At 63.8% G+C, this 21752-nt stretch carries 26 protein-coding genes; 15 read left to right on the top strand and 11 right to left on the bottom strand.

Annotated elements, in window-relative coordinates; all coding sequences use genetic code 11:
- Positions 1-9: 9 nt before the first annotated feature.
- The 8 genes from ptsN to IN820_RS16340 all read right to left on the bottom strand — a co-directional run bounded on the left by ptsN (position 10) and on the right by IN820_RS16340 (position 6008).
- Complete coding sequence (ptsN, locus tag IN820_RS16375; protein ID WP_193681981.1) at positions 10-474, bottom strand: PTS IIA-like nitrogen regulatory protein PtsN; 465 nt, start codon at positions 472-474, stop codon at positions 10-12.
- Between the two features lie 7 nt (positions 475-481).
- Positions 482-790 carry a ribosome hibernation-promoting factor, HPF/YfiA family gene (gene hpf, locus IN820_RS16370; RefSeq protein WP_193681980.1) on the bottom strand — a complete coding sequence of 103 codons (309 nt, stop codon included), beginning with the start codon at positions 788-790 and terminating at the stop codon, positions 482-484.
- A gap of 73 nt (positions 791-863) precedes the next feature.
- Positions 864-2372 carry an RNA polymerase factor sigma-54 gene (locus IN820_RS16365; RefSeq protein WP_193681979.1) on the bottom strand — a complete coding sequence of 503 codons (1509 nt, stop codon included), beginning with the start codon at positions 2370-2372 and terminating at the stop codon, positions 864-866.
- Between the two features lie 299 nt (positions 2373-2671).
- Complete coding sequence (gene lptB, locus IN820_RS16360) at positions 2672-3397, bottom strand: LPS export ABC transporter ATP-binding protein (RefSeq protein WP_102894585.1); 726 nt, start codon at positions 3395-3397, stop codon at positions 2672-2674.
- Complete coding sequence (lptA, locus tag IN820_RS16355; protein ID WP_193681978.1) at positions 3397-3942, bottom strand: lipopolysaccharide transport periplasmic protein LptA; 546 nt, start codon at positions 3940-3942, stop codon at positions 3397-3399. The genes lptB and lptA overlap by 1 nt, the downstream gene beginning before the upstream one ends.
- Complete coding sequence (gene lptC / locus IN820_RS16350; protein ID WP_193681977.1) at positions 3929-4501, bottom strand: LPS export ABC transporter periplasmic protein LptC; 573 nt, start codon at positions 4499-4501, stop codon at positions 3929-3931. Before lptC ends, lptA begins: the two co-directional genes overlap by 14 nt.
- An 8-nt stretch (positions 4502-4509) precedes the next feature.
- Positions 4510-5034, bottom strand: coding sequence for a KdsC family phosphatase (locus tag IN820_RS16345; RefSeq protein WP_193681976.1), 525 nt, complete (start codon positions 5032-5034; stop codon positions 4510-4512).
- Entirely contained in the window at positions 5034-6008 is a 975-nt protein-coding gene (locus IN820_RS16340) for a KpsF/GutQ family sugar-phosphate isomerase (protein ID WP_193681975.1), read from the bottom strand. The genes IN820_RS16345 and IN820_RS16340 overlap by 1 nt, the downstream gene beginning before the upstream one ends.
- A gap of 283 nt (positions 6009-6291) precedes the next feature.
- On the opposite strand from IN820_RS16340, the gene IN820_RS16335 reads away from it, so the two are divergent.
- The 11 genes from IN820_RS16335 (at position 6292) to hisC (ending at position 15048) form a co-directional block, all read left to right on the top strand.
- Entirely contained in the window at positions 6292-7107 is an 816-nt protein-coding gene (locus IN820_RS16335) for an ATP-binding cassette domain-containing protein (RefSeq protein ID WP_193681974.1), read from the top strand.
- Complete coding sequence (mlaE, locus tag IN820_RS16330; RefSeq protein WP_193681973.1) at positions 7100-7897, top strand: lipid asymmetry maintenance ABC transporter permease subunit MlaE; 798 nt, start codon at positions 7100-7102, stop codon at positions 7895-7897. Before IN820_RS16335 ends, mlaE begins: the two co-directional genes overlap by 8 nt.
- Positions 7897-8355, top strand: a complete 459-nt coding sequence (mlaD, locus tag IN820_RS16325; RefSeq protein ID WP_193681972.1) for an outer membrane lipid asymmetry maintenance protein MlaD — start codon at positions 7897-7899, stop codon at positions 8353-8355. The genes mlaE and mlaD overlap by 1 nt, the downstream gene beginning before the upstream one ends.
- An 11-nt stretch (positions 8356-8366) precedes the next feature.
- Positions 8367-9014: an MlaC/ttg2D family ABC transporter substrate-binding protein gene (locus IN820_RS16320; RefSeq protein ID WP_193681971.1), complete on the top strand. Its 648-nt coding sequence runs from the start codon at positions 8367-8369 to the stop codon at positions 9012-9014.
- A complete protein-coding gene (locus IN820_RS16315) occupies positions 9007-9336 on the top strand; it encodes an STAS domain-containing protein (protein WP_193681970.1) in 330 nt (109 codons plus the stop codon). The genes IN820_RS16320 and IN820_RS16315 overlap by 8 nt, the downstream gene beginning before the upstream one ends.
- Positions 9333-9824: a phosphate-starvation-inducible protein PsiE gene (locus IN820_RS16310; RefSeq protein WP_193681969.1), complete on the top strand. Its 492-nt coding sequence runs from the start codon at positions 9333-9335 to the stop codon at positions 9822-9824. The genes IN820_RS16315 and IN820_RS16310 overlap by 4 nt, the downstream gene beginning before the upstream one ends.
- 90 nt (positions 9825-9914) lie before the next feature.
- Positions 9915-10154 carry a BolA family protein gene (locus IN820_RS16305; protein WP_193681968.1) on the top strand — a complete coding sequence of 80 codons (240 nt, stop codon included), beginning with the start codon at positions 9915-9917 and terminating at the stop codon, positions 10152-10154.
- A 108-nt stretch (positions 10155-10262) separates the two neighbouring features.
- On the top strand, positions 10263-11528 hold the full coding sequence (gene murA, locus IN820_RS16300; RefSeq protein WP_193681967.1) for a UDP-N-acetylglucosamine 1-carboxyvinyltransferase: 1266 nt from the start codon (positions 10263-10265) through the stop codon (positions 11526-11528).
- A 212-nt stretch (positions 11529-11740) separates the two neighbouring features.
- On the top strand, positions 11741-12373 hold the full coding sequence (gene hisG, locus IN820_RS16295) for an ATP phosphoribosyltransferase (protein WP_193681966.1): 633 nt from the start codon (positions 11741-11743) through the stop codon (positions 12371-12373).
- A 170-nt stretch (positions 12374-12543) separates the two neighbouring features.
- The gene (gene hisD, locus IN820_RS16290; RefSeq protein WP_193681965.1) at positions 12544-13854 is read left to right on the top strand and encodes a histidinol dehydrogenase; all 1311 of its coding nucleotides are present in this window, start codon (positions 12544-12546) and stop codon (positions 13852-13854) included.
- A gap of 147 nt (positions 13855-14001) precedes the next feature.
- The gene (hisC, locus tag IN820_RS16285) at positions 14002-15048 is read left to right on the top strand and encodes a histidinol-phosphate transaminase (protein WP_193681964.1); all 1047 of its coding nucleotides are present in this window, start codon (positions 14002-14004) and stop codon (positions 15046-15048) included.
- 150 nt (positions 15049-15198) lie between these two features.
- Here hisC and algW read toward each other — a convergent pair whose 3' ends face one another.
- Complete coding sequence (gene algW / locus IN820_RS16280) at positions 15199-16350, bottom strand: Do family serine endopeptidase AlgW (RefSeq protein WP_193681963.1); 1152 nt, start codon at positions 16348-16350, stop codon at positions 15199-15201.
- A gap of 159 nt (positions 16351-16509) precedes the next feature.
- Between algW and IN820_RS16275 the strand changes: the two genes are divergently transcribed.
- The 4 genes from IN820_RS16275 to cysN all read left to right on the top strand — a co-directional run bounded on the left by IN820_RS16275 (position 16510) and on the right by cysN (position 20710).
- Entirely contained in the window at positions 16510-17268 is a 759-nt protein-coding gene (locus tag IN820_RS16275; protein ID WP_193681962.1) for a Nif3-like dinuclear metal center hexameric protein, read from the top strand.
- A gap of 192 nt (positions 17269-17460) precedes the next feature.
- Positions 17461-18378: a sulfate adenylyltransferase subunit CysD gene (gene cysD / locus IN820_RS16270; RefSeq protein WP_193681961.1), complete on the top strand. Its 918-nt coding sequence runs from the start codon at positions 17461-17463 to the stop codon at positions 18376-18378.
- 48 nt (positions 18379-18426) lie between these two features.
- Positions 18427-18768 carry a four helix bundle protein gene (locus IN820_RS16265; RefSeq protein WP_193681960.1) on the top strand — a complete coding sequence of 114 codons (342 nt, stop codon included), beginning with the start codon at positions 18427-18429 and terminating at the stop codon, positions 18766-18768.
- 43 nt (positions 18769-18811) lie between these two features.
- Positions 18812-20710, top strand: a complete 1899-nt coding sequence (gene cysN / locus IN820_RS16260) for a sulfate adenylyltransferase subunit CysN (RefSeq protein WP_193681959.1) — start codon at positions 18812-18814, stop codon at positions 20708-20710.
- Positions 20711-20847: 137 nt separating this feature from the next.
- Here cysN and IN820_RS16255 read toward each other — a convergent pair whose 3' ends face one another.
- Positions 20848-21171 carry a nucleotidyltransferase family protein gene (locus IN820_RS16255; RefSeq protein WP_193681958.1) on the bottom strand — a complete coding sequence of 108 codons (324 nt, stop codon included), beginning with the start codon at positions 21169-21171 and terminating at the stop codon, positions 20848-20850.
- Positions 21168-21587 carry a nucleotidyltransferase substrate binding protein gene (locus IN820_RS16250; RefSeq protein WP_193681957.1) on the bottom strand — a complete coding sequence of 140 codons (420 nt, stop codon included), beginning with the start codon at positions 21585-21587 and terminating at the stop codon, positions 21168-21170. The genes IN820_RS16255 and IN820_RS16250 overlap by 4 nt, the downstream gene beginning before the upstream one ends.
- Positions 21588-21752: the final 165 nt, after the last annotated feature.

Raw genomic sequence — 21752 nt, 5'->3', positions numbered from 1 at the left:
CCCATTCTGCTAGGCCCCATTCTGCACGTCGACCACTACCTGGTAGAGGCTCTGGTTGGTGGGCGCCTGGCGCAGGCGTTGGCGCACATCCTCGCGGTCGAGCATGCTGGCGATCTGGCGCAGCAGTTCGAGGTGTTCGTCGGTGGCCGCCTCGGGCACCAGCAGGACGAACAGCAGGTCCACCGGCACGCCGTCGATGGCGTCGAAGTCCACCGGGGTTTCCAGCCGCAGCACCGCGCTCAGCGGGGCGCTGCAGCCGGCCATGCGGCAGTGCGGGATGGCGATGCCATTGCCGAAGCCGGTGGAGCCCAGCTTCTCGCGAGCGATCAGGCTCTCGAAGATGGTCTGGGCGTCGATGTCGGGCAGGTCCTGGGCGATCACCTTGGCGATCTGCTCCAGGACGCGTTTCTTGCTGCCGCCCGGGACGTTCACCAGGGAACGTCCGGGGGTCAGGATATTTTCGAGTCGGATCATAGGAGGGTCAGCGAGTGACGGTTCCCTGGGTATGGTCGAGCTGCTTTTCCTTGTGCTTGATCACCTGACGATCGAGCTTGTCGACCAGTTGATCGATTGCAGCGTACATGTCCTCGTGTTCGGCATTGGCCACCACTTCGCGGCCGGCGACATGCAGGGTCGCTTCGGCTTTCTGCTTGAGCTTCTCGACCTGCAGGATCACCTGGGCGCTGATGATACGGTCGAAATGACGGGCGAGTCGGTCGAATTTCTCCTCGATGTAGTCACGCAGGGCATCGGTTACTTCCAGATGAACACCGCTGATGTTGACTTGCATACTGCTATCTCCTTTGCCTTGTGCGAAGAGCAGGCTGGCGGACCCGCTACCGGAAGGTTTCGGCCGGTGCCGGTCACAGCAATCGTTTGCGCTCGCTGGACGGTGCGATACCGAGCGATTCGCGGTATTTGGCTACCGTGCGGCGGGCCACTTGGATGCCCTGCGCCTCCAGTAAACCAGCGATCTTGCTGTCGCTCAACGGCTTTTTCTGGTTTTCCGCGGCGACCAGCTTCTTGATGATCGCGCGGATCGCGGTGGACGAGCACTCGCCGCCTTCGGCGGTGCTGACATGGCTGGAGAAGAAGTATTTGAGTTCGTAGATGCCGCGCGGCGTGTGCATGTATTTCTGCGTGGTGACACGGGATATGGTCGACTCGTGCATGCCCACGGCTTCGGCGATGTCGTGCAGCACCAGCGGCTTCATCGCTTCGTCGCCGTGCTCGAGGAAGGCGCGCTGGTGCTCGACGATCTGCGTGGCGACCTTCATCAGCGTTTCGTTGCGGCTGAGCAGGCTCTTGATGAACCAGCGGGCTTCCTGCAGCTGATTGCGCATGAAGGTGTTGTCGGCGCTGGAATCGGCGCGTTTGACGAAGCCGGCGTACTGGGCGTTGACGCGCAGGCGCGGCATGGCTTCCTGGTTGAGCTCGACCAGCCAGCGGTCGTTGTGCTTGCGCACGATGACGTCGGGCACCACGTATTCCGGTTCGCTGGCCTCGATCTGCGAGCCCGGGCGCGGGTTGAGGCTCTGGATCAGCTCGATGACCTGGCGCAGCTCGTCTTCCTTGAGCTTGAGCCGTCGCATCAGCAGGCTGTAGTCGCGGCTGCCGAGGATGTCGAGGTAGTTGCCGACCAGGTGTTGTGCCTCGCTCAGCCACGGGGTCCGTTCGGGCAACTGGCGCAGTTGCAGCAGCAGGCACTCGCGCAGGTCGCGGGCACCGATCCCGGCCGGTTCGAATTGCTGGATGCGGCGCAGCACGACCTCGACCTCGTCGAGCTCGATCTCCAGTTCGGGATCGAAGGAATCGACGATCTCCTCGAGCGACTCCTCGAGGTAGCCCTGGTCGTTGATGCAGTCGATCAGGGTGGTGGCGATGAGGCGGTCGGTGTCGCTCATGGGTGCCAGGTTGAGCTGCCACAGCAGGTGGCTCTGCAGGCTCACGCCGCTGGAGGTGCGGCTGGTGAAGTCCCACTCGTCGTCGTCATTGCTGGGCAGGCTGCTGGCGCTGGTCTGGTAGATGTCTTCCCAGGCCGTATCCACCGGCAGCTCGTTGGGAATGCGCTCGCCCCAGTCGGTGTCGTCGAGGTTCTCGGCGGTATGCGTGGATTCCTGGTATTGGCTGTCCTGGCTGGCGCTGGTCTGCGCGCCGCCGTCGCCGAGCGTGTCGGCGGATTCGGCCATCGGATCGCCGCCGTCGAAATCGTCACCTTCTTCCTCACGCTCGAGCATGGGATTGGAGTCCAGCGCTTCCTGGATCTCCTGCTGCAGATCGAGCGTCGAAAGCTGGAGTAAGCGTATGGCCTGTTGCAGCTGCGGTGTCATCGTCAGCTGCTGGCCCATCTTGAGGACTAGCGATGGTTTCATGGCAGAGGACTTCGAACCTTATTATGCCGGCGCAACCGCGCCTGTTCCGACATGCGACGCGCTGGGCGCGACAGAAAGCAAATTATATGCCTGCCGACGATACCTTTGCATAGGGTCTGTCGAGATTCTGCCGAGCCCAGCGGGTCGTAGTGGCTGTTGGGCAACCGTCGCTTGCGATGCCCGGCAGGGCCGCACGGGTGCGCCTGTCCCGCGGTCTGGCAATGCGCGAAGCGCACGGCCGTAGCTTGTGACGGAATCTCAACGGTCTCTCGGGGCGATGTGCCGGGACGAAAACCGATCTACAGGCGGAATTCGTGGCCCAGATAGACTTCCTTGACCAGCTGGTTGTCGAGAATGGTCTGCGCGTCGCCTTCGGCGATGAGTTGGCCATCGTTGACGATGTAGGCGGTCTCGCAGATGTCCAGGGTTTCGCGCACGTTGTGATCGGTGATCAGTACGCCGATGCCCTTGGCCTTGAGGTGGTGGATGATCTGCTTGATGTCGCCCACCGAGATCGGGTCGACGCCGGCGAAGGGTTCGTCCAGCAGGATGAATTTGGGTGCGGTGGCCAGGGCGCGGGCGATTTCCACCCGCCGCCGTTCGCCGCCGGAAAGGCTCATGCCGAGGCTGTCGCGGATGTGGTTGATGTGGAACTCCTGCAGCAGGCCTTCCAGCGCCTGCTGGCGGCCGCTGCGGTCCAGATCCTTGCGGGTCTCGAGGATCGCCATGATGTTGTCGGCGACCGACAGTTTGCGGAAGATCGAGGCTTCCTGCGGCAGATAGCCGATGCCGGCGCGGGCGCGGCCGTGCATCGGCAGGTGGGTGACGTCGTGCTGGTCGATCAGCACGCGGCCCTGATCGGCGTTGACCAGGCCGACGATCATGTAGAAGCAGGTGGTCTTGCCGGCGCCGTTCGGCCCGAGCAGGCCGACGATCTGGCCGCTCTCGATGGACAGGCTGACGTCGCGCACGACCTGGCGGCTCTTGTAGCTCTTGGCCAGATGCTGGGCTTTGAGGACGGCCATTACTGGGGTTGCTCCGCTGCCGCTTCCTTCTTGCGCGGCTGGATCACCATGTCGACCCGCGGGCGTGGCGTGGTCACGTCGGTGTTGGTCGCCCGGCCGGCGTTGACGATCTGGCGGCGGGTATCGTAGACGATCTTCTCGCCTTCGAAGGTGTTGCCTTCCTGGACTACCTTGGCCTGGTCGATCAGGACGATGCGTTCGTTGGCGGCGAAGTACTGGATGGTCAGGCCGTAGGCCTTGACGATTTCCTTGTCCACCGCCGGCTTCTGCTCGTAGTAGGCGGGCTTGCCGATGGAGGTGAAAACCTCGACATCGCCGTTGTCGTTCTGGGTGATGGTCACCGTGTCGCCGGTGATCTTCATGGTGCCCTGGGTGATCACCACGTCGCCGCGGTACACCGCGACACCCTGGCGGTCGTCCAGTTCGGCGGAGTCGGCCTGCACGCGAATCGGCTGGTCGCGGTCTTCGGGAAGCGCCCAGGCAGAGGCGCCAAGCAGGAATGCGCTCAAACCGAGCAGGAGGGGGAAAGTCTTAACGCAGCTCATGCTGGCCTCTTACGTTGGACAGCAGGTGCATCCTGCCGTCATCCAGATACGCTTTCATGCCGGTCGCCGTGGTCACGCCATTGGCGGCCTCGATTCTAACGGCTTGGCTCGTCTCGGCATAATCCTTCTCCGGCAGCACGGTCAGCCGGCTGGTGGTGAGGATCGTCGGTCGCCCCTTGGCATCGGTGCGTTCGATGCGCACCTGGTCGATCAGCTCCACTTCGCTGCCGTCGGCGGATACTTCGCCGCGCTCGCTGCGCGCATGCCAGGGCAGTTCGGTGCCGCGGTAGGCCAGCAGATCGGGGCGGGTGAGCAGGCTGATTTCGCTGGTCCTGAGGTGCTCGACCTTGTCCGCGGTCATTTCGTAGTGGCGTTTGCCGTCGGGCTGGTACTGCACGGTGCGCGAATTGATCGCGTAGAAGTCGACTTCCGGCTCGGTGCCGCTGGCGGTGGCTGGCTGCTGCATGAAGCTTTCCGGGCGGATGTTCCAGTAGCCGATCGCCACCAGCAGGGCGGCGATCAGGGCGAGAACGGCAGCGAAGCGCAGTTTGCGAAACATCGAGGCCCCTACAGGTAAGCGGTTTGAGCGGCGGCCAGGGTGCCCTGGGCGCGCATGATCAGTTCGCAGAATTCGCGCGCCGCGCCTTCGCCGCCACGCGCTTGGGTCGCGCCATGCGCGTGTTCGCGGACGAACGCGTCGGCGCTGGCCACGGCCATGCCCAGGCCGACCCGGCGAATCACCGGCAGGTCCGGCAGATCGTCACCGAGGTAGGCCACTTCAAAATAGCTCAGGTTCAGCTCGGCCAGCAGTTCGTCGAGCACGACCAGCTTGTCTTCGCGGCCCTGGTAGAGGTGCTGGATGCCGAGGTTCTGCGCCCGGCGCTCGACCACGGGGGTCTTGCGGCCGCTGATGATCGCGGTGCGTACGCCGGAATTGATCAGCATCTTGATGCCGTGGCCGTCCAGGGTGTTGAAGGTCTTGAATTCGCTGCCATCGGCGAGGAAGTACAGCCGGCCGTCGGTGAGCACGCCGTCGACGTCGAAGATCGCCAGGCGGATGTCGCGGGCGCGCTGCAGGAGCTGTTCGTGCATTACATGACCCCCGCGCGCAGCAGGTCGTGCATGTTCAGCGCGCCGATCGGCAGTTCCTGCTCGTCGATCACCACCAGCGAGCTGATCTTGTGGTCTTCCATGATCTTCAGCGCTTCGGCGGCGAGCATCTCGGCGTTGGCGGTCTTGCCGTGGACGGTCATCACCTCGTCGATGCGGGTCTGGCGCACGTCGACGCCCTTGTCCAGCGCGCGGCGCAGGTCGCCGTCGGTGAAGATCCCGGCCAGCCGGCCGTCGGCTTCGACGATCACGGTCATGCCCAGGCCTTTCTGGGTCATCTCCAGCAGCGCATCACGCAGCGAGGTGCCGCGCAGGACTCTCGGCAAACGCTCGCCGCTGTGCATGACGTGCTCGACCTTGAGCAGCAGGCGCCGGCCCAGCGCGCCGCCCGGGTGGGAGAAGGCGAAATCTTCGGCGGTGAAACCGCGCGCCTCGAGCAGGGCGATGGCCAGGGCATCGCCGAGCACCAGGCTGGCGGTGGTGGACGAGGTCGGTGCGAGATTGAGCGGGCAGGCTTCGATGGCCACGCTGGCGTCCAGGTTGACCGCGGCGGCCTTGGCCAGCACCGACTCGGGGTTGCCGGTCATGCTGACGAGGGTGATGCCCAGGCGCTTGATCAGCGGCAGCAGGGTGACGATCTCGCTGGTGGTGCCGGAGTTGGACAGCGCCAGTACCACGTCGTCCCGGGTGATCATGCCCATGTCGCCGTGGCTGGCTTCGGCGGGGTGCACGAAGAACGCGGCGGTGCCGGTGCTGGCCAGGGTGGCGGCGATCTTGCGGCCGATGTGCCCGGACTTGCCCATGCCGACCACGACGACCCGCCCCTTGCAGCCCAGGATCAGCTCGCAGGCCCGGACGAAGCGCGCGTCGATGCGTGCATTGAGCTGCTCCACGGCTTCGATTTCCAGTCGGATGGTGCGTTGTGCGGTCTCGATCAGTTGGCTGCTCTGGCTCATCGTTGGCGAGGTCGTCCGATTAAAAGGCGGCGATTATAGCGGGAATCGGACCGTGGCTCATCGAAAAAGTGGCGGGGTCGCCTGTCGTCCGGGCGCTTCGATCATCGCTGCGCAAGCTGAACCGAGGCTGAACGGGGAGGCTGTCGGTCATCTGTTGAAATGGTCGCCGGTTGGGCGGCTATCGGCGCGGTGCTATAGTGCGCCGCCGTAAACGGTCATGCCAGAACGTATCCTGACGCGGCCGGGAGCCGTCTGTTTCGCAGACCGCATGCAAGGAGACCAGATGAGCGCCTGCAACGACTACGCCGTCGAGCTGAAGGGAGTGACCTTCAAGCGCGGGGAGCGGAGTATCTTCGAGAACGTCGATATAGCCATCCCCCGGGGCAAGGTCACGGCCATCATGGGGCCGTCCGGCTGTGGCAAGACGACCCTGCTGCGCCTGGTCGCCGCTCAGCTGATGCCCTCGCGGGGCGAGGTCTGGGTGGCCGGGCACAACCTGCCGAAGCTCTCGCGTAGCGAACTGTTCGACATGCGCAAGCAGATGGGCGTGCTGTTCCAGAGCGGTGCGCTGTTCACCGACCTCGATGTGTTCGAGAACGTCGCGTTCCCGCTGCGCGTGCATACCCGGCTGCCCGAGGAGATGATCCGCGACATCGTGCTGATGAAGCTGCAGGCGGTGGGCTTGCGCGGCGCCGTCGAACTGATGCCCGACGAACTCTCCGGCGGTATGAAGCGCCGCGTCGCGCTGGCCAGGGCGATCGCCCTGGATCCGCAGATACTCATGTACGACGAGCCGTTCGCCGGCCAGGACCCCATCGCCATGGGCGTGCTGGTGCGCCTGATCCGTCTGCTCAACGATGCGCTGGGGATCACCAGCATCGTGGTCTCCCACGATCTGGCCGAAACCGCTTCCATCGCCGACTACATCTATGTGGTGGGCGACGCCCAGGTGCTCGGCCAGGGTACGCCGGCCGAGCTGATGGAGTCGGACAATCCGCGCATCCGGCAATTCATGAAGGGCTCGGCCGACGGCCCGGTGCCGTTCCATTTTCCTGCACCGGCCTATGCCGAGGATCTGCTGGGAGGCACCGATGCGTAAGCGTTCCCTGTTGGATCGGATTACCCTGCTCGGGCGTGCCGGCCTGGATGTGCTGGCGGCGCTGGGGCGCTCGACGATATTCCTCGTGCATGCGCTGTTCGGCCGCAGCGGGCTGCACAACGGCCTGGCACTGCTGGTCAAACAGCTCTATTCGGTCGGCGTACTGTCCCTGGCGATCGTCGTCGTTTCCGGCATCTTCATCGGCATGGTGCTGGCGCTGCAGGGCTATAACATACTCAGCAGCTACGGCTCGGAGCAGGCGGTCGGGCAGATGGTGGCGCTGACCCTGTTGCGCGAACTCGGGCCGGTGGTGACGGCCTTGCTGTTCGCCGGTCGCGCCGGTTCCGCGCTGGCGGCCGAGATCGGCAACATGAAGTCCACCGAGCAGCTCTCGAGCCTGGAGATGATCGGCGTCGATCCGCTCAAGTACATCATCGCCCCGCGCCTGTGGGCGGGATTCATCTCGCTGCCGCTGCTGACGCTGATCTTCAACGTGGTGGGCATCTGGGGTGGCGCGATGGTCGCCGTGGACTGGCTCGGCGTCTACGAGGGCTCGTTCTGGGCCAATATGCAGAACAGCGTCGATTTCAGTTCGGACGTGCTCAACGGCGTGATCAAGAGCGTGGTGTTCGCGCTGGTGGTCACCTGGATCGCCGTGTTCCAGGGCTATGACTGCGAGCCGACGTCCGAAGGTATCAGCCGGGCCACGACCCGCACCGTGGTATACGCCTCGCTGGCGGTGCTCGGCCTCGATTTCATTTTGACCGCGTTGATGTTTGGAGATTTCTGATGCGTATCCGCACACTGGAAATGGGTGTCGGCCTGTTCCTGCTTGCCGGCCTGCTGGCCCTGTTGCTGTTGTCGCTGCGCGTCAGCGGGCTGAGCGTCGGCAACGCCGATACCTACAAGCTGTATGCCTATTTCGACAATATCGCCGGTTTGACTGTCCGATCCAAGGTGACCATGGCCGGCGTGACGATCGGCAAGGTCACGGCGATCGATCTGGATCGCGACAGCTACACCGGCCGCGTGACTCTGGAAATCCAGCAGGACGTGGACATCCTGCCGTCCGACTCCACGGCGTCGATCCTGACCGCCGGCCTGCTGGGCGAGAAATACATCGGCATCAGCGTGGGCGGCGACGACGAGCTGCTCAAGGACGGCGACACCATCCAGGACACCCAGTCCTCGCTGGTGCTCGAAGACCTGATCGGCAAGTTCCTGCTCAACTCGGTTAACAGAGACTAAAGGAGATTTTGATGATGACTGCCCTGCGTCGCGGCCTGCTGGTATTGCTGGCGGCACTGCCATTGCTCTCCCATGCCGCCCCGAGCGCCCATCAGGTGATCCAGATGACCACCGATGAGCTGCTGGCCGACCTCAAGACCAACAAGGAGCAATACCGCAACGATCCGGCGGCCTTCTACGATTCGCTGAACGAGATTCTCGGTCCGGTGGTGGATGCCGAGGGGATTTCGCGCAGCATCATGACGGTGAAGTACTCGCGCAACGCCTCCTCCGAACAAATGCAGCGCTTCCAGGAGAACTTCAAGCGCAGCCTGATGCAGTTCTATGGCAACGCCCTGCTGGAGTACAACAACCAGCAGATTCGCGTGCTGCCGCCGAGCGGCAAGCAGGACGACAAGCGCACCAGTGTCGGCATGGAAGTGGTCGGCCGCCAGGGTGAGGTCTATCCGGTGTCCTACACCATGGTCAACGAAGGCGAGTGGCGCGTGCGCAACGTGATCATCAATGGCATCAACATCGGCAAGCTGTTCCGCGACCAGTTCGCCGACGCCATGCAGCGCAACGGCGGCGACCTGGACAAGACCATCGACGGCTGGGCCGAGGTGGTGGCGCGGGCCAAGGACACCGAGGCCGGGCAGCAGGCTGCGGGCGATGAGTGACGGCAGTATCGAGCGCGGCGCGGACGGCGTGCTGCGCCTGGCCGGCGTGCTGGACTACCGCAGCGGGCCGGCGCTGCGCGAGGCCGGCGGGGCACTGATCGGCGGCGCTCGCGATGCGCTGACGCTGGACTGTTCGGCGGTGGAGAAATCCAGTAGCGTCGGCCTGTCGCTGTTGCTGGCCTTCATGCGCGATGCCCGGGCCGCCGGTATCGAGCTGCACATCAGCGGCCTGCCCGAGGACATGGCGAAGATCGCCGGCGTGTCGGGTCTGCTGGATATCCTGCCGCTGGACGGCGCAACGGTCGAAGGAGCTGCCGAATGAAGATGCGTTGGGCCGAGAATCTGCGCGACAGCGTCCACGAACTGGCCGAGTCGCTGGGCAACCTGCTGGTCGAGACCTTCCATTACCTGGCGTTGTTCGCCATCGGCGGCGTGACGGCCTGGGCGGCAGTCATGGCCTTCCTCGGCATGGTCGAGAAAGGCCACATCACGGTCGACGATATCCTGCTGCTGTTCATCTACCTCGAACTGGGCGCCATGGTCGGGATCTATTTCAAGACCAACCATATGCCGGTGCGTTTCCTGATCTATGTGGCGATCACCGCGCTGACCCGCCTGCTGATTTCCGACGTCTCTCACCACCACCGTCCCGACATGGGCGTGGTCTACGTGTCCGGTGCGATCCTGCTGCTGGCGCTGGCGATTCTGGTGGTGCGCTTCGCGTCCTCGCGCTTCCCGGCCGTACAGGCCGACAGTGGTCGGGCGCACCGCGGAAGTAGCCGCGACCAGGCCGCCGAGACACTCGATTGAGAGGTCTCGGCGCGGATCGGGGTTCGCAGCCTTCGGGCTTTTTTGTATGATGGCCGGCCCGTGCGCGTCCTGCGCCGATCGAGGTTGAACATGCAGGCCCTAGAAGTGAAGAATTTCCTGGAAGAGAAGCTTCCGGGAGCCCAGGTGGAAGTGGAAGGCGAAGGCTGCAACTTCCAGCTCAACGTGATCAGCGACGAGTTGGCCGGCCTGAGCCCGGTCAAACGCCAGCAGCAGATCTATGCCCATCTCAATCCCTGGATCGCCGATGGCAGCATTCATGCCGTCACCATGAAGTTCTTCAGTCGTGCCGACTGGGCCGGGCGCGCCTGACCGGGCGCCCACCGGCGACATCCATACAGACCAGGTAGAGCGCGTCGTCAGCCGACTGCGCCGCCCCCTTCGACAGGGCCTTCCAGCCTGCGGGTTACGGGAACATCCATGGACAAACTGATCATTACCGGCGGTATTCGCCTCGATGGCGAGATTCGCATTTCCGGCGCGAAGAACTCCGCCCTGCCGATCCTGGCCGCTACCCTGCTGGCCGACACCCCGGTCACCGTCTGCAACCTGCCGCACCTGCACGACATCACCACCATGATCGAGCTGTTCGGCCGCATGGGCGTGCAGCCGATCATCGACGAGAAGCTCAGCGTCGAAGTCGACGCCAGCAGCATCAAGACCCTGGTCGCGCCCTATGAGCTGGTGAAGACCATGCGCGCCTCGATCCTGGTCCTCGGTCCGATGGTGGCGCGCTTCGGCGAGGCCGAAGTGGCGCTGCCGGGCGGTTGCGCCATCGGTTCGCGACCGGTCGACCTGCATATCCGTGGCCTCGAGGCCATGGGCGCGCAGATCGAGGTGGAGGGCGGCTACATCAAGGCCAAGGCCCCGGCCGGCGGGCTGCGCGGTGCGCACTTCTTCTTCGATACCGTGAGCGTGACCGGTACCGAGAACATCATGATGGCCGCCGCGCTGGCCAACGGCCGCAGTGTGCTGGAAAACGCCGCGCGCGAGCCGGAAGTGGTCGACCTGGCCAACTTCCTCAATGCCATGGGCGCCCAGGTGTCCGGCGCCGGCACCGACACCATCGTGATCGACGGCGTCAAGCGCCTCGGCGGTGGCCGCTACAGCGTCATGCCCGACCGCATCGAGACCGGCACCTACCTGGTGGCCGCCGCCGCGACCGGTGGGCGGGTACGCCTCAAGGACACCGACGCGACCCTGCTCGAAGCCGTGTTGCACAAGCTGGTCGAGGCGGGCGCGCACATCGATACCGGCAGCAACTGGATCGAGCTGGACATGCAGGGCAAGCGGCCGAAAGCGGTCAACGTGCGTACCGCGCCGTACCCGGCATTCCCCACCGACATGCAGGCACAGTTCATCGCCCTGAACGCCATCGCCGAAGGCACCGGCACGGTGATCGAGACGGTCTTCGAGAACCGCTTCATGCACGTCTACGAAATGAACCGCATGGGCGCGCAGATTCTGGTCGAGGGCAACACCGCCGTCGTCACCGGCGTCGAGCGGCTCAAGGGCGCGCCGGTCATGGCCACCGACCTGCGGGCATCCGCGAGCCTGGTGATCGCCGGCCTGGTGGCCGAGGGCGATACGCTGATCGACCGCATCTACCACATCGACCGTGGCTACGAGTGCATCGAGGAAAAACTGCAGCTGCTGGGCGCGAAGATTCGCCGGGTGCCGGGCTGAGGCGCAGCGATGGATATCAGCCGGCCCAGGGCTGCGCTGTGATGACCGGTCTCCGTAGGAGCGGGCCATGCCCGCGAAAGGCCGCCGCGCTTGTGTGCGGGATTGTTCGCAGGCATGGCCTGCTCCTACAGGAAAAGGTTACGGATAATATGTCCTTTTCCATAAGAGCCAGCTTTTGACCGCCGAACGCGCGCAACCCAAGGATTAACGCAATGCTCACCATCGCCCTGTCGAAAGGCCGCATCCTCGATGACACCCTGCCATTGCTGGCGGCCGCCGGCATCGTGCCGACCGAGAATCCGGACAAGAGCCGCAAGCTGATCATCCCGACCACCCAGGATGACGTGCGCCTGCTGATCGTCAGAGCCACCGACGTGCCCACCTATGTCGAGCACGGCGCGGCCGACCTCGGCGTCGCCGGCAAGGACGTGCTGATGGAGTACGGCGGCCAGGGCCTCTACGAACCGCTGGACCTGCAGATCGCCAACTGCAAGCTGATGACCGCCGGCAAGGTCGGTGCGCCGGAGCCCAAGGGGCGGCTGCGGGTGGCGACCAAGTTCGTCAACGTCGCCAAGCGCTACTACGCCGAGCAGGGCCGCCAGGTCGACATCATCAAGCTCTACGGCTCGATGGAGCTGGCGCCGCTGGTGGGCCTGGCCGACAAGATCATCGACGTGGTCGATACCGGCAACACGCTGCGCGCCAATGGCCTGGAGCCGCAGGAACTGATCGCCACCATCAGCTCGCGGCTGGTGGTGAACAAGGCCTCGATGAAGATGCAGCACGCGCGGATCCAGGCGCTGATCGACACGCTGCAGGCCGCCGTCGAGCAGCACCGGCATTGATATGCTTCGCGGTCGTCACCGCGCCTGCCTATCCGTGTCATAGCCGAAATTCTCGGGTGCCCGCACGGTGGGCTTGTTATTCTAGCGGCGCCTGAGAGCCTGGCCTGAGCTTCCTTGCCAATGCAGCGATGCCGGCCGTTTCCGATGCTTAGCCAACCATGAGGCCCGCCATGACCGCTCCCACCGCCATTCGCCGACTCGATGCTGCCGATGCCGATTTCGCCCGGCATCTGGATCATCTGCTGAGCTGGGAAAGCGTGTCCGACGACGGGGTCAATCAGCGGGTGCTGGACATCATCAAGGCCGTGCGCGAGCGCGGCGATGCGGCGCTGGTCGAGCTGACCCAACGCTTCGACGGGCTGGAAGTCGCCAGCATGGCCGACCTGATCCTGCCGCGTGCGCGCCTCGAACAGGCCCTCGAGCGCATCACCCCGGAGCAGCGCGGGGCGCTGGAAGTCGCCGCCGAGCGGGTACGCCGCTATCACGAGAAGCAGAAACAGGATTCCTGGACCTACACCGAGGCCGACGGCACCGTGCTCGGGCAGAAGGTCACCCCGCTGGATCGCGCCGGGCTCTACGTGCCGGGCGGCAAGGCGTCCTATCCCTCCTCGGTGCTGATGAACGCAATTCCGGCGAAGGTCGCCGGCGTGCCGGAAGTGGTCATGGTGGTGCCGACGCCGCGTGGCGAGATCAACGAGCTGGTGCTGGCCGCTGCCTGCATCGCCGGTGTCGACCGGGTGTTCACCATCGGTGGCGCCCAGGCCGTCGCCGCGCTGGCCTACGGCACCGAGAGCGTACCGCCGGTGGACAAGATCGTCGGCCCGGGCAACATCTACGTCGCCACCGCCAAGCGCCACGTGTTCGGCAAGGTCGGTATCGACATGATCGCCGGGCCATCCGAGATCCTCGTGGTTTGCGACGGCCAGACCGATCCGGACTGGATCGCCATGGACCTGTTCTCCCAGGCCGAGCACGACGAGGATGCGCAGTCGATCCTGGTGAGTCCGGATGCCGCTTTCCTCGACCGGGTCGCCGAGAGCATCGCCCGCCTGCTGCCGACGCTGGAGCGCGCCGATATTGCACGCACGTCCATCGAAGGGCGTGGCGCACTGATCCAGGTCGCCGATATGCAGCAGGCCATCGAAGTGGCCAACCGTATCGCCCCGGAGCACCTGGAACTGTCGGTCGCCGAGCCGGAGCAGTGGCTGCCACAGATCCGTCATGCCGGGGCGATCTTCATGGGGCGCTACACCGCCGAGGCGCTGGGCGACTACTGCGCCGGGCCCAACCACGTGCTGCCGACTTCGGGCACCGCGCGCTTCTCGTCGCCGCTGGGCGTGTATGACTTCCAGAAGCGTTCGTCGATCATCAACTGCTCGGCCGAGGGTGCCTCGACGCTGGGCAAGGTGGCCTCGGTGCTGGCGCGCGGCGAGTCGCTGACCGCCCACGCCCGCAGCGCGGAATACCGGATCAAAGGCTAGCGGCAAGCTTCAAGCTGCAAGCGATAAGTCAGATCGTAGGGTGGACAACGCTTTGCTTGTCCACCTCTGGCCAACTTGGCAGGTGGAAAACGCTTCGCGGTTTTCCACCCTACGGCAAACCGACCACATTCGAGGAGAGAAGGGCAGATGAGCAGATTCTGGAGCCCCTTCGTCAAGGACCTAGTGCCCTACGTGCCGGGGGAGCAGCCGAAGCTGAGCAAGCTGGTCAAGCTCAATACCAACGAGAACCCCTATGGCCCGTCGCCCAGGGCGATCGCGGCGATGCAGGCGGAGCTCAACGAGAACCTGCGCCTGTACCCGGACCCCACCGGCGAACGCCTCAAGCAGGCGGTGGCCGACTACTATGGCGTGCAGCCCGCCCAGGTATTCGTCGGCAATGGCTCCGACGAGGTGCTTGCCCACGCTTTCCACGGCCTGTTCCAGCATGGCCGTCCGCTGCTGTTCCCCGATGTGACCTACAGCTTCTATCCGGTCTATTGCGGGCTCTACGGCATCGCCTACGAAACCGTCGCGCTGAACGCGCAGTTCCAGATCGAGGTGGCCGATTACAACCGTCCGAATGGCGGCATCATCTTCCCCAATCCGAATGCGCCGACCGGTTGCCTGTTGGCGCTGGACGCCATCGAGCGGCTGCTGCAGGCCAATGCCGAATCCGTGGTGCTGGTGGATGAGGCGTACGTGGATTTCGGTGGCGAGTCCGCCATTGCGCTGGTCGATCGCTATCCGAACCTGCTGGTGACGCAGACCCTGTCCAAGTCCCGTTCGCTGGCCGGGCTTCGCGTGGGCCTGGCGGTCGGCCATCCGGATCTGATCGAGGCGCTGGAACGGATCAAGAACAGCTTCAACTCCTATCCGCTGGACCGTGTCGCCATTGCCGGCGCGGCCGCGGCGTTCGAGGATCGAGCCTATTTCCAGCAGACCTGCCAGCAGGTCATCGCCAGTCGCGAGGCGGTGGTAGCGGCCATGCAGGGGAAAGGGTTCGAGGTGCTGCCGTCGGCCGCGAACTTCATCTTCGCTCGCCACCCGCAGCGCGACGCCGCCGGGATCGCCGCCGATCTGCGCGAACAGGGCGTCATCGTCCGCCACTTCAAGCTCCCGCGCATCGAGCAGTTCCTGCGCATCAGCATCGGCACGCCGGAACAGAACCAGGCGCTGCTGGACGCGCTCGGCTAGAGACGGGGCGTCTCTGGAGTAGAGCTGCCCTCGGCGTCGCTTTTGAGCTTCGGGCAGGTCTTCGGCCAGCAGTCCCGCGAGGTCGTGCCTTTCTCAGGCCTGGTGTGGCGCCTACTGCTTTGCCGGCCCGCCCTCTGGGCGATGCTTTTCCTATTTCGGTCCCGCCTTTACCGGCGGGCGTATGCCCACTTCGGCGGTCAGCGTCAGCGGCTTGCCGTTGCGCAGGATGTCGATGTCGATCTCGTCGCCCGGGCGGGCACGAGCGACCTGATTCATCGAGCTGCGCCCGTCGGCCGATTGCACGCCGTCGATGCTGATGATCAGATCCCCCGGCTGCAGGCCGGCGCGTTCGGCCGGGCCGTCTCGATAGACACCGGCGACCACGATGCCCGGGCGGCCTTCCTGACCGAAGGATTCGGCCAGTTCCTGGGTCAGCGATTGCACCTCGACCCCCAACCAGCCGCGGATCACCTGGCCGTGCTCGATGATCGATTTCATCACCTCCAGGGCGAGCTTCACCGGGATGGCGAAACCGATGCCCTGAGAGCCGCCGGACTCGGAGATGATCGCGGTGTTGATGCCGATCAGGTTGCCGCCGGTGTCCACCAGCGCGCCGCCGGAGTTGCCCCGGTTGATCGCCGCGTCGGTCTGGATGAAGTCTTCGTAGGTATTGAGGCCCAGCTGATTGCGGCCGGTTGCGCTGATGATGCCCATGGTCACCGTCTGGCCGACGCCGAACGGGTTGCCGATGGCGAGGGTGACGTCGCCGACGCGAATCCGGTCCGAATGACCGAGAGTGATCACCGGCAGGTCGGTGAGGTCGATCTTCAGCACCGCGAGATCGGTTTCGGGATCGCTGCCGATGACTCGAGCCAGCGTCTCGCGGCCATCCTTGAGCGCCACCACGATCTGCTCGGCATTGGCGGTCACATGATTGTTGGTCAGCAAATAGCCTTCCGAACTCATGATCACTGCCGAGCCGAGGCTGGATTCCATACGCCGCTGTCTTGGCAGGCTGTCGTTGAAAAAGCGCTGGAAAAGCGGATCCCTGGCCAGGGGCTGCTGCTCGGACTTCTCGATCACCTTGGTGGTATAGAGGTTGGCGACCGCCGGAGCGGCGCCGGCCACTGCGCTGGCATAGGAATACGGCCCTTGCTGCGCGGCGGTAGAGGCCGGTGCCTGCTGCAGCCCGATGCTCTGCTCCTGGATACCCACCAGATGCGGGTAACGCTGGATGATCAGTAGAGCTACGAGTACGCCGACCAGCAACGGCCAGCCAAGGAAACGCAGGGCATTGAACATCGCTTGGAAATCCGGGCAAGAGTTGCGAGCGCGGGGAGCGCCCCTTAAGGTGGCGGCATTATACGAAGCTGAAGCTGAAATGCAGCTTCGCCCATGCAGAATTGTCACAGGGCAGCGTGTCCGCTGCGGGCCCTGCTGTATTCACTCAAGAGGTTTTCCATGGCGATTGCACTGACCACCCTGGTCGAAGAGGCGGACCGTTACCTGAATGTCGCCAGAATTGCCGACTACTGTCCCAACGGCTTGCAGGTCGAGGGGCGGCCACAGGTACGGCGGATCGTCAGCGGCGTGACGGCCAGCCAGGCGTTGCTGGATGCCGCCGTCGAGGCTCAGGCCGATGTGGTGCTGGTCCATCACGGCTATTTCTGGAAGAACGAGGACGCACGCATCGTCGGCATGAAGCAGCGTCGCCTGAAGACGTTGCTGAGCAACGATATCAGTCTGCTGGCCTATCACCTGCCCCTCGATGTCCACCCCGAGGTCGGCAACAATGTCCGGCTGGGCGAGTTGCTCGGGCTTACCGTCGAGGGACCGCTGGAGCCGGACAACCCACGCTCGGTGGGTTTGGTCGGCTCGCTGGAGATCCCCTTGGCGCCGATGGACTTCCTGCACCGGGTGCACCAGGCGCTCGGCCGCGAGCCGCTGATGATCGAGGGAAAAGGGTTGATCCGGCGTATCGCATGGTGCACCGGCGGCGCTCAGGGCTATATCGACCAGGCGGTCGCGGCAGGGGTGGATGCCTACCTCACGGGAGAAATCTCGGAACCCACGGTGCACGTCGCGCGGGAAAATGGCCTGAGTTTCTTCGCTGCCGGGCATCACGCCACCGAACGCTACGGCGTGCGCGCCCTGGGCGACTATCTTGCACGCCGGTTTGCCGTCGAGCATCTGTTCATCGATTGCCCGAATCCTGCCTGAGCCCCTCGTTTTCGGCGTGCGGGGTTCTCGAGCGCCTCGCTACGCTACAGGTGAGCCCGGGATTCTGCATCGGCATAAAACTAGAACTTTTAGATCTAAGTGGCAGCCTGATTAGAATCTAGAGCCGTGCTAGAGTTGCGCCCACCTCAACGGCCGGCCGGCCGTCCATTCGCAAAAACATCGTGAGTAGCCATGGTCGATAAACTGACGCATCTGAAACAGCTGGAGGCGGAAAGCATCCATATCATCCGCGAGGTCGCCGCCGAGTTCGACAACCCGGTGATGCTCTACTCCATCGGCAAGGATTCGGCCGTGATGTTGCACCTGGCTCGCAAGGCCTTCTATCCGGGCAAGCTGCCGTTCCCGGTCATGCATGTCGACACCCGCTGGAAATTCCAGGAAATGTACAGCTTCCGCGACGAGATGGTCGCGCAAATGGGGCTCGACCTGATCACTCACGTCAATCCGGACGGCGTGGCCCAGGACATGAACCCCTTCACCTACGGCAGTGCCAAGCACACCGACGTGATGAAGACCGAGGGGCTCAAGCAGGCGCTGGACAAGTACGGCTTCGACGCTGCCTTCGGCGGCGCGCGACGCGATGAGGAAAAGTCCCGGGCCAAGGAACGCGTCTATTCCTTCCGCGACAGCAAGCACCGCTGGGATCCGAAGAATCAGCGCCCCGAGTTGTGGAACCTGTACAACGGCAAGGTCAAGAAGGGCGAGTCGATCCGCGTCTTCCCGCTGTCCAACTGGACCGAACTGGACATCTGGCAGTACATCTATCTCGAACAGATCCCGATCGTGCCGCTGTACTTCGCCGCCGAGCGCGAGGTCATCGAGAAGAACGGCACGCTGATCATGATCGACGACGAGCGGATCCTCGAGCACCTGTCCGACGAGGAAAAGTCCCGTATCGAAAAGCGCATGGTGCGCTTCCGCACCCTCGGCTGCTACCCGCTGACCGGCGCGGTGGAATCCACCGCCACCAGCCTGCCGGAGATCATCCAGGAAATGCTCCTGACCCGCACCTCCGAGCGCCAGGGCCGCGTCATCGACCACGATGCCGCAGGGTCGATGGAGGAGAAGAAGCGGCAGGGGTATTTTTAAGCCACAAGCTGCAAGCGACAAGCTTCAAGTGGACTGGAGCTGGGACAGATGGATTTTGAGAGGCTTGAGGTCTGGCAGCGCGCCAGGCAGTTGGCAGTACAGGTATTCGTAGGCTTGCGCGAGTGTCGAGACTACGGGTTCAGGGATCAGATAGGCCGTTCCGCGCTTTCTGTCCCGAGCAATATCGCTGAAGGCATGGAGCGCGGCAGTGGCAAGGAAAAGTGCCACTACCTACGCACCGCCAAAGGCTCCTGTGCAGAGCTGCGTACTCAATTGCTGATCGGTAGCGATATTGGCTATATCCCTGAACCGCTTGCAACTCGGTGGATACAGGAAACCCGCGAGCTGTCCAGAATGCTCAGTGGGTTGATCAACAGAATTTCAGGCTAGCCGAGTGCTTTTACTTGCCGCTTGAAGCTTGGAGCTACGAAGAATGAGTCACCAATCCGATCTTATTTCCGCCGACATCCTCGCCTACCTGGCGCAACACGAGCGCAAGGAGCTGCTGCGGTTCCTCACCTGTGGCAACGTCGACGATGGCAAGAGCACGCTCATCGGTCGTCTGCTGCACGACTCCAAGATGATCTACGAGGATCACCTCGAGGCCATCACCCGCGATTCGAAGAAGGTGGGCACCACTGGTGAGGATGTCGATCTGGCGCTGCTGGTCGACGGTCTGCAGGCCGAGCGCGAGCAGGGCATCACCATCGACGTGGCGTACCGCTATTTCTCCACCGCCAGGCGCAAGTTCATCATCGCCGATACTCCCGGCCATGAGCAGTACACCCGCAACATGGCCACCGGTGCGTCCACCTGCGACCTGGCGATCATCCTGGTCGACGCCCGCTACGGCGTGCAGACCCAGACCAAGCGCCACAGCTTCATCACCTCGCTGCTGGGCATCAAGCACATCGTCGTCGCCATCAACAAGATGGACCTGATGGGCTTCGATCAGGATGTCTTCGAGAAGATCAGGGCCGACTACCTCGCCTTCGCCGAGCGCATCGAACTGAAACCGTCCTCGCTGCACTTCGTGCCGATGTCCGCGCTCAAGGGCGACAACGTGGTCAACCGGAGTGAGCGCGCACCCTGGTACGACGGCCAGTCGCTGATGGAAATCCTCGAAAGCGTCGAGATCGCCGGCGATCGCAACTTCGACGACCTGCGCTTCCCGGTGCAGTACGTCAATCGCCCCAACCTCAACTTCCGTGGCTTCGCCGGCACCCTGGCCAGCGGTATCGTGCGCAAGGGCGATGAGATCGCCGTGTTGCCGTCCGGCAAGACCAGCCGGGTGAGATCCATCGTCACCTTCGACGGCGAGCTGGAACAGGCCACGCCGGGCGAAGCCATCACCCTGACGCTGGAAGACGAGATCGACGTTTCCCGCGGCGACATGCTGGTGCATGCCGACAATCGTCCGCGTATCGCCGACAGCTTCGATGCCATGCTGGTATGGATGGGCGAGGAGCCGATGCTGCCGGGCAAGAAATACGACATCAAGCGCGCCACCAGCTATGTGCCGGGCTCCATCGCCAGCATCGCCCACAAGGTGGACGTGAATACGCTGGAGCAGGGTGCGGCGAGCAGCCTGCAGCTCAACGAAATCGGCAAGGTCAAGGTCAGCCTGGACGCGCCGATCGCCCTGGATGGCTACGCACAGAATCGCACCACCGGCGCCTTCATCGTCATCGACCGCCTCACCAACGGCACCGTCGGTGCGGGCATGATCATCGCCGATCCTGTCGTGCAGGGTTCCGCTGGGCACCATGGCGCGCTGGCGCACGTCTCCACCGAAGAGCGGGCTACCCGCTTCGGCCAGCAGCCGGCGACCGTGCTGTTCACCGGCCTGTCCGGTGCCGGCAAGAGCACCCTGGCCTATGCGGTGGAGCGCAAGCTGTTCGACATGGGGCGCGCGGTCTACGTACTGGACGGCCAGAACCTGCGCCACGACCTGAACAAGGGCCTGCCGCAGGATCGCGCCGGCCGCACCGAGAACTGGCGCCGCGCCGCCCAGGTAGCACGGCAGTTCAACGAGGCGGGCCTGCTGACCCTGGCCGCCTTCGTCGCCCCGGACGCCGAGGGCCGCGAGCAGGCCAAGACGCTGATCGGCGACGATCGGCTGATCACCGTCTATGTCCAGGCTTCTCCGCAAACCTGCCAGCAGCGCGACCCGCAAGGCCTGTACGCCGCCGGAGCAGACAACATCCCGGGCGAGTCCTTCCCCTACGACGTGCCGCTGAAGGCGGATCTGGTGATCGACACCGAAACGGCGACGGTGGAAGAGGGGGCCAAGCAGGTGATTCAGTTGCTGCGTGAGCGTGGGGCGATCTGATCGCACCATCGGTTGTGTCGGCGCAGGGTGGGTGCAACTCGCCCTGCGCGGTAGGTAACGGCACAGACACCAGGCGATTTTATCGGATCGGAAATCTACGCTACGCAAACCGCGCGTGTTTCACCCGTCCTGCAGGGCTAATGCGCATCGCGTTCATAGAATGGAGTGCCGACGCGCTCGATATGATCAAGCAAAGCGGGATTGTCGATACTCGCTCGTAAAGACAGGTCGACCATCCAGGGTAGCAGCAGCTCATCTATCTGGTTTTCCAGCGCCAGCAATTGCGCAAAAGTCAGTTCCTGTCCTTCCATGGTCAAGTCGATGTCCGACCCCGGACGATAGGTTCCCTTGGCACGTGAGCCATACAGAACGACCCGTTCGACCTGCGGGCAGGAGCGAAACACGCCCGATAGCTTATCGACCGCATGCTGTGGCAGGCCGAAACGCTCCTCGCTTTTCATGCTTGCTCCGCCAGCACCTGCATTTGCTGGTGAAATTGTACGAATAGTTGCTGATAGCCCCCCAGAATGCCCTCGACGATTTCATTGGCGACGGACTCGTTATAGGTATGCGAACTTTGATTGCGGCTTTTGATCATCTCCATCCAGCCTTCGCCATCGGCGATCAACCCCTGTTTGAACGCGGTGCGAATGGCGTCCCGGGAGCCGGTGATGGTCGGATTGCCTTGGTAAAGGAAGTAATCCTTCATCAGATTCCAGGCCAACTCGAAGACAAACTCAAAAGCCTGGATCAGACCTTGGCGCTCCAGCTCGCTAAGCGGCCGTTCCTGCGCCAGCTCAACGGCGCGGGTCAGTTGCCCGAGGGCGCGTCCATAGTTGGCCAGCCTTTGCAGCCAGCGAACATCCGAGTCATTCATTGCAAGGCACTCGTTTAATGAAAAATGACCTCATCATAGCAGCGCCGCAAACGCCTTTTGTTCCTTCCTGGGAATTTGGCCGGTGCAACCCCGCCGGTTTCACCCGCCCGACAGGATCGGCCAGAACCTGCGCCACGACCTGAACAAGGGCCTGCCGCAGGATCG

It is taken from the genome of Pseudomonas lopnurensis (assembly GCF_015070855.1).
GTDB classification, from domain to species: Bacteria; Pseudomonadota; Gammaproteobacteria; order Pseudomonadales; family Pseudomonadaceae; genus Stutzerimonas; species Stutzerimonas lopnurensis.
The sequence above is the reverse complement of the archived record's forward strand: the minus strand, read 5'-3'. Positions and strand labels throughout refer to the sequence as shown.

What these genes read in the sequence shown, in the direction of transcription:
- hisD (WP_193681965.1), top strand. Translation starts at nt 12,544, where the DNA reads ATGACCGCTCCCACCGCCATTCGCCGACTCGATGCTGCCGATGCCGAT.
- mlaE (WP_193681973.1), top strand. Translation starts at nt 7,100, where the DNA reads ATGCGTAAGCGTTCCCTGTTGGATCGGATTACCCTGCTCGGGCGTGCC.
- IN820_RS16275 (WP_193681962.1), top strand. Translation starts at nt 16,510, where the DNA reads ATGGCGATTGCACTGACCACCCTGGTCGAAGAGGCGGACCGTTACCTG.
- hisC (WP_193681964.1), top strand. Translation starts at nt 14,002, where the DNA reads ATGAGCAGATTCTGGAGCCCCTTCGTCAAGGACCTAGTGCCCTACGTG.
- cysN (WP_193681959.1), top strand. Translation starts at nt 18,812, where the DNA reads ATGAGTCACCAATCCGATCTTATTTCCGCCGACATCCTCGCCTACCTG.
- IN820_RS16255 (WP_193681958.1), bottom strand. Translation starts at nt 21,171, where the DNA reads ATGAAAAGCGAGGAGCGTTTCGGCCTGCCACAGCATGCGGTCGATAAG.
- lptC (WP_193681977.1), bottom strand. Translation starts at nt 4,501, where the DNA reads ATGTTTCGCAAACTGCGCTTCGCTGCCGTTCTCGCCCTGATCGCCGCC.
- ptsN (WP_193681981.1), bottom strand. Translation starts at nt 474, where the DNA reads ATGATCCGACTCGAAAATATCCTGACCCCCGGACGTTCCCTGGTGAAC.
- IN820_RS16315 (WP_193681970.1), top strand. Translation starts at nt 9,007, where the DNA reads ATGAGTGACGGCAGTATCGAGCGCGGCGCGGACGGCGTGCTGCGCCTG.
- IN820_RS16310 (WP_193681969.1), top strand. Translation starts at nt 9,333, where the DNA reads ATGAAGATGCGTTGGGCCGAGAATCTGCGCGACAGCGTCCACGAACTG.
- lptB (WP_102894585.1), bottom strand. Translation starts at nt 3,397, where the DNA reads ATGGCCGTCCTCAAAGCCCAGCATCTGGCCAAGAGCTACAAGAGCCGC.
- IN820_RS16335 (WP_193681974.1), top strand. Translation starts at nt 6,292, where the DNA reads ATGAGCGCCTGCAACGACTACGCCGTCGAGCTGAAGGGAGTGACCTTC.
- IN820_RS16345 (WP_193681976.1), bottom strand. Translation starts at nt 5,034, where the DNA reads ATGCACGAACAGCTCCTGCAGCGCGCCCGCGACATCCGCCTGGCGATC.
- murA (WP_193681967.1), top strand. Translation starts at nt 10,263, where the DNA reads ATGGACAAACTGATCATTACCGGCGGTATTCGCCTCGATGGCGAGATT.
- cysD (WP_193681961.1), top strand. Translation starts at nt 17,461, where the DNA reads ATGGTCGATAAACTGACGCATCTGAAACAGCTGGAGGCGGAAAGCATC.
- hpf (WP_193681980.1), bottom strand. Translation starts at nt 790, where the DNA reads ATGCAAGTCAACATCAGCGGTGTTCATCTGGAAGTAACCGATGCCCTG.
- IN820_RS16340 (WP_193681975.1), bottom strand. Translation starts at nt 6,008, where the DNA reads ATGAGCCAGAGCAGCCAACTGATCGAGACCGCACAACGCACCATCCGA.
- lptA (WP_193681978.1), bottom strand. Translation starts at nt 3,942, where the DNA reads ATGAGCTGCGTTAAGACTTTCCCCCTCCTGCTCGGTTTGAGCGCATTC.
- IN820_RS16320 (WP_193681971.1), top strand. Translation starts at nt 8,367, where the DNA reads ATGATGACTGCCCTGCGTCGCGGCCTGCTGGTATTGCTGGCGGCACTG.
- IN820_RS16365 (WP_193681979.1), bottom strand. Translation starts at nt 2,372, where the DNA reads ATGAAACCATCGCTAGTCCTCAAGATGGGCCAGCAGCTGACGATGACA.
- mlaD (WP_193681972.1), top strand. Translation starts at nt 7,897, where the DNA reads ATGCGTATCCGCACACTGGAAATGGGTGTCGGCCTGTTCCTGCTTGCC.
- IN820_RS16305 (WP_193681968.1), top strand. Translation starts at nt 9,915, where the DNA reads ATGCAGGCCCTAGAAGTGAAGAATTTCCTGGAAGAGAAGCTTCCGGGA.
- IN820_RS16250 (WP_193681957.1), bottom strand. Translation starts at nt 21,587, where the DNA reads ATGAATGACTCGGATGTTCGCTGGCTGCAAAGGCTGGCCAACTATGGA.
- hisG (WP_193681966.1), top strand. Translation starts at nt 11,741, where the DNA reads ATGCTCACCATCGCCCTGTCGAAAGGCCGCATCCTCGATGACACCCTG.
- IN820_RS16265 (WP_193681960.1), top strand. Translation starts at nt 18,427, where the DNA reads ATGGATTTTGAGAGGCTTGAGGTCTGGCAGCGCGCCAGGCAGTTGGCA.
- algW (WP_193681963.1), bottom strand. Translation starts at nt 16,350, where the DNA reads ATGTTCAATGCCCTGCGTTTCCTTGGCTGGCCGTTGCTGGTCGGCGTA.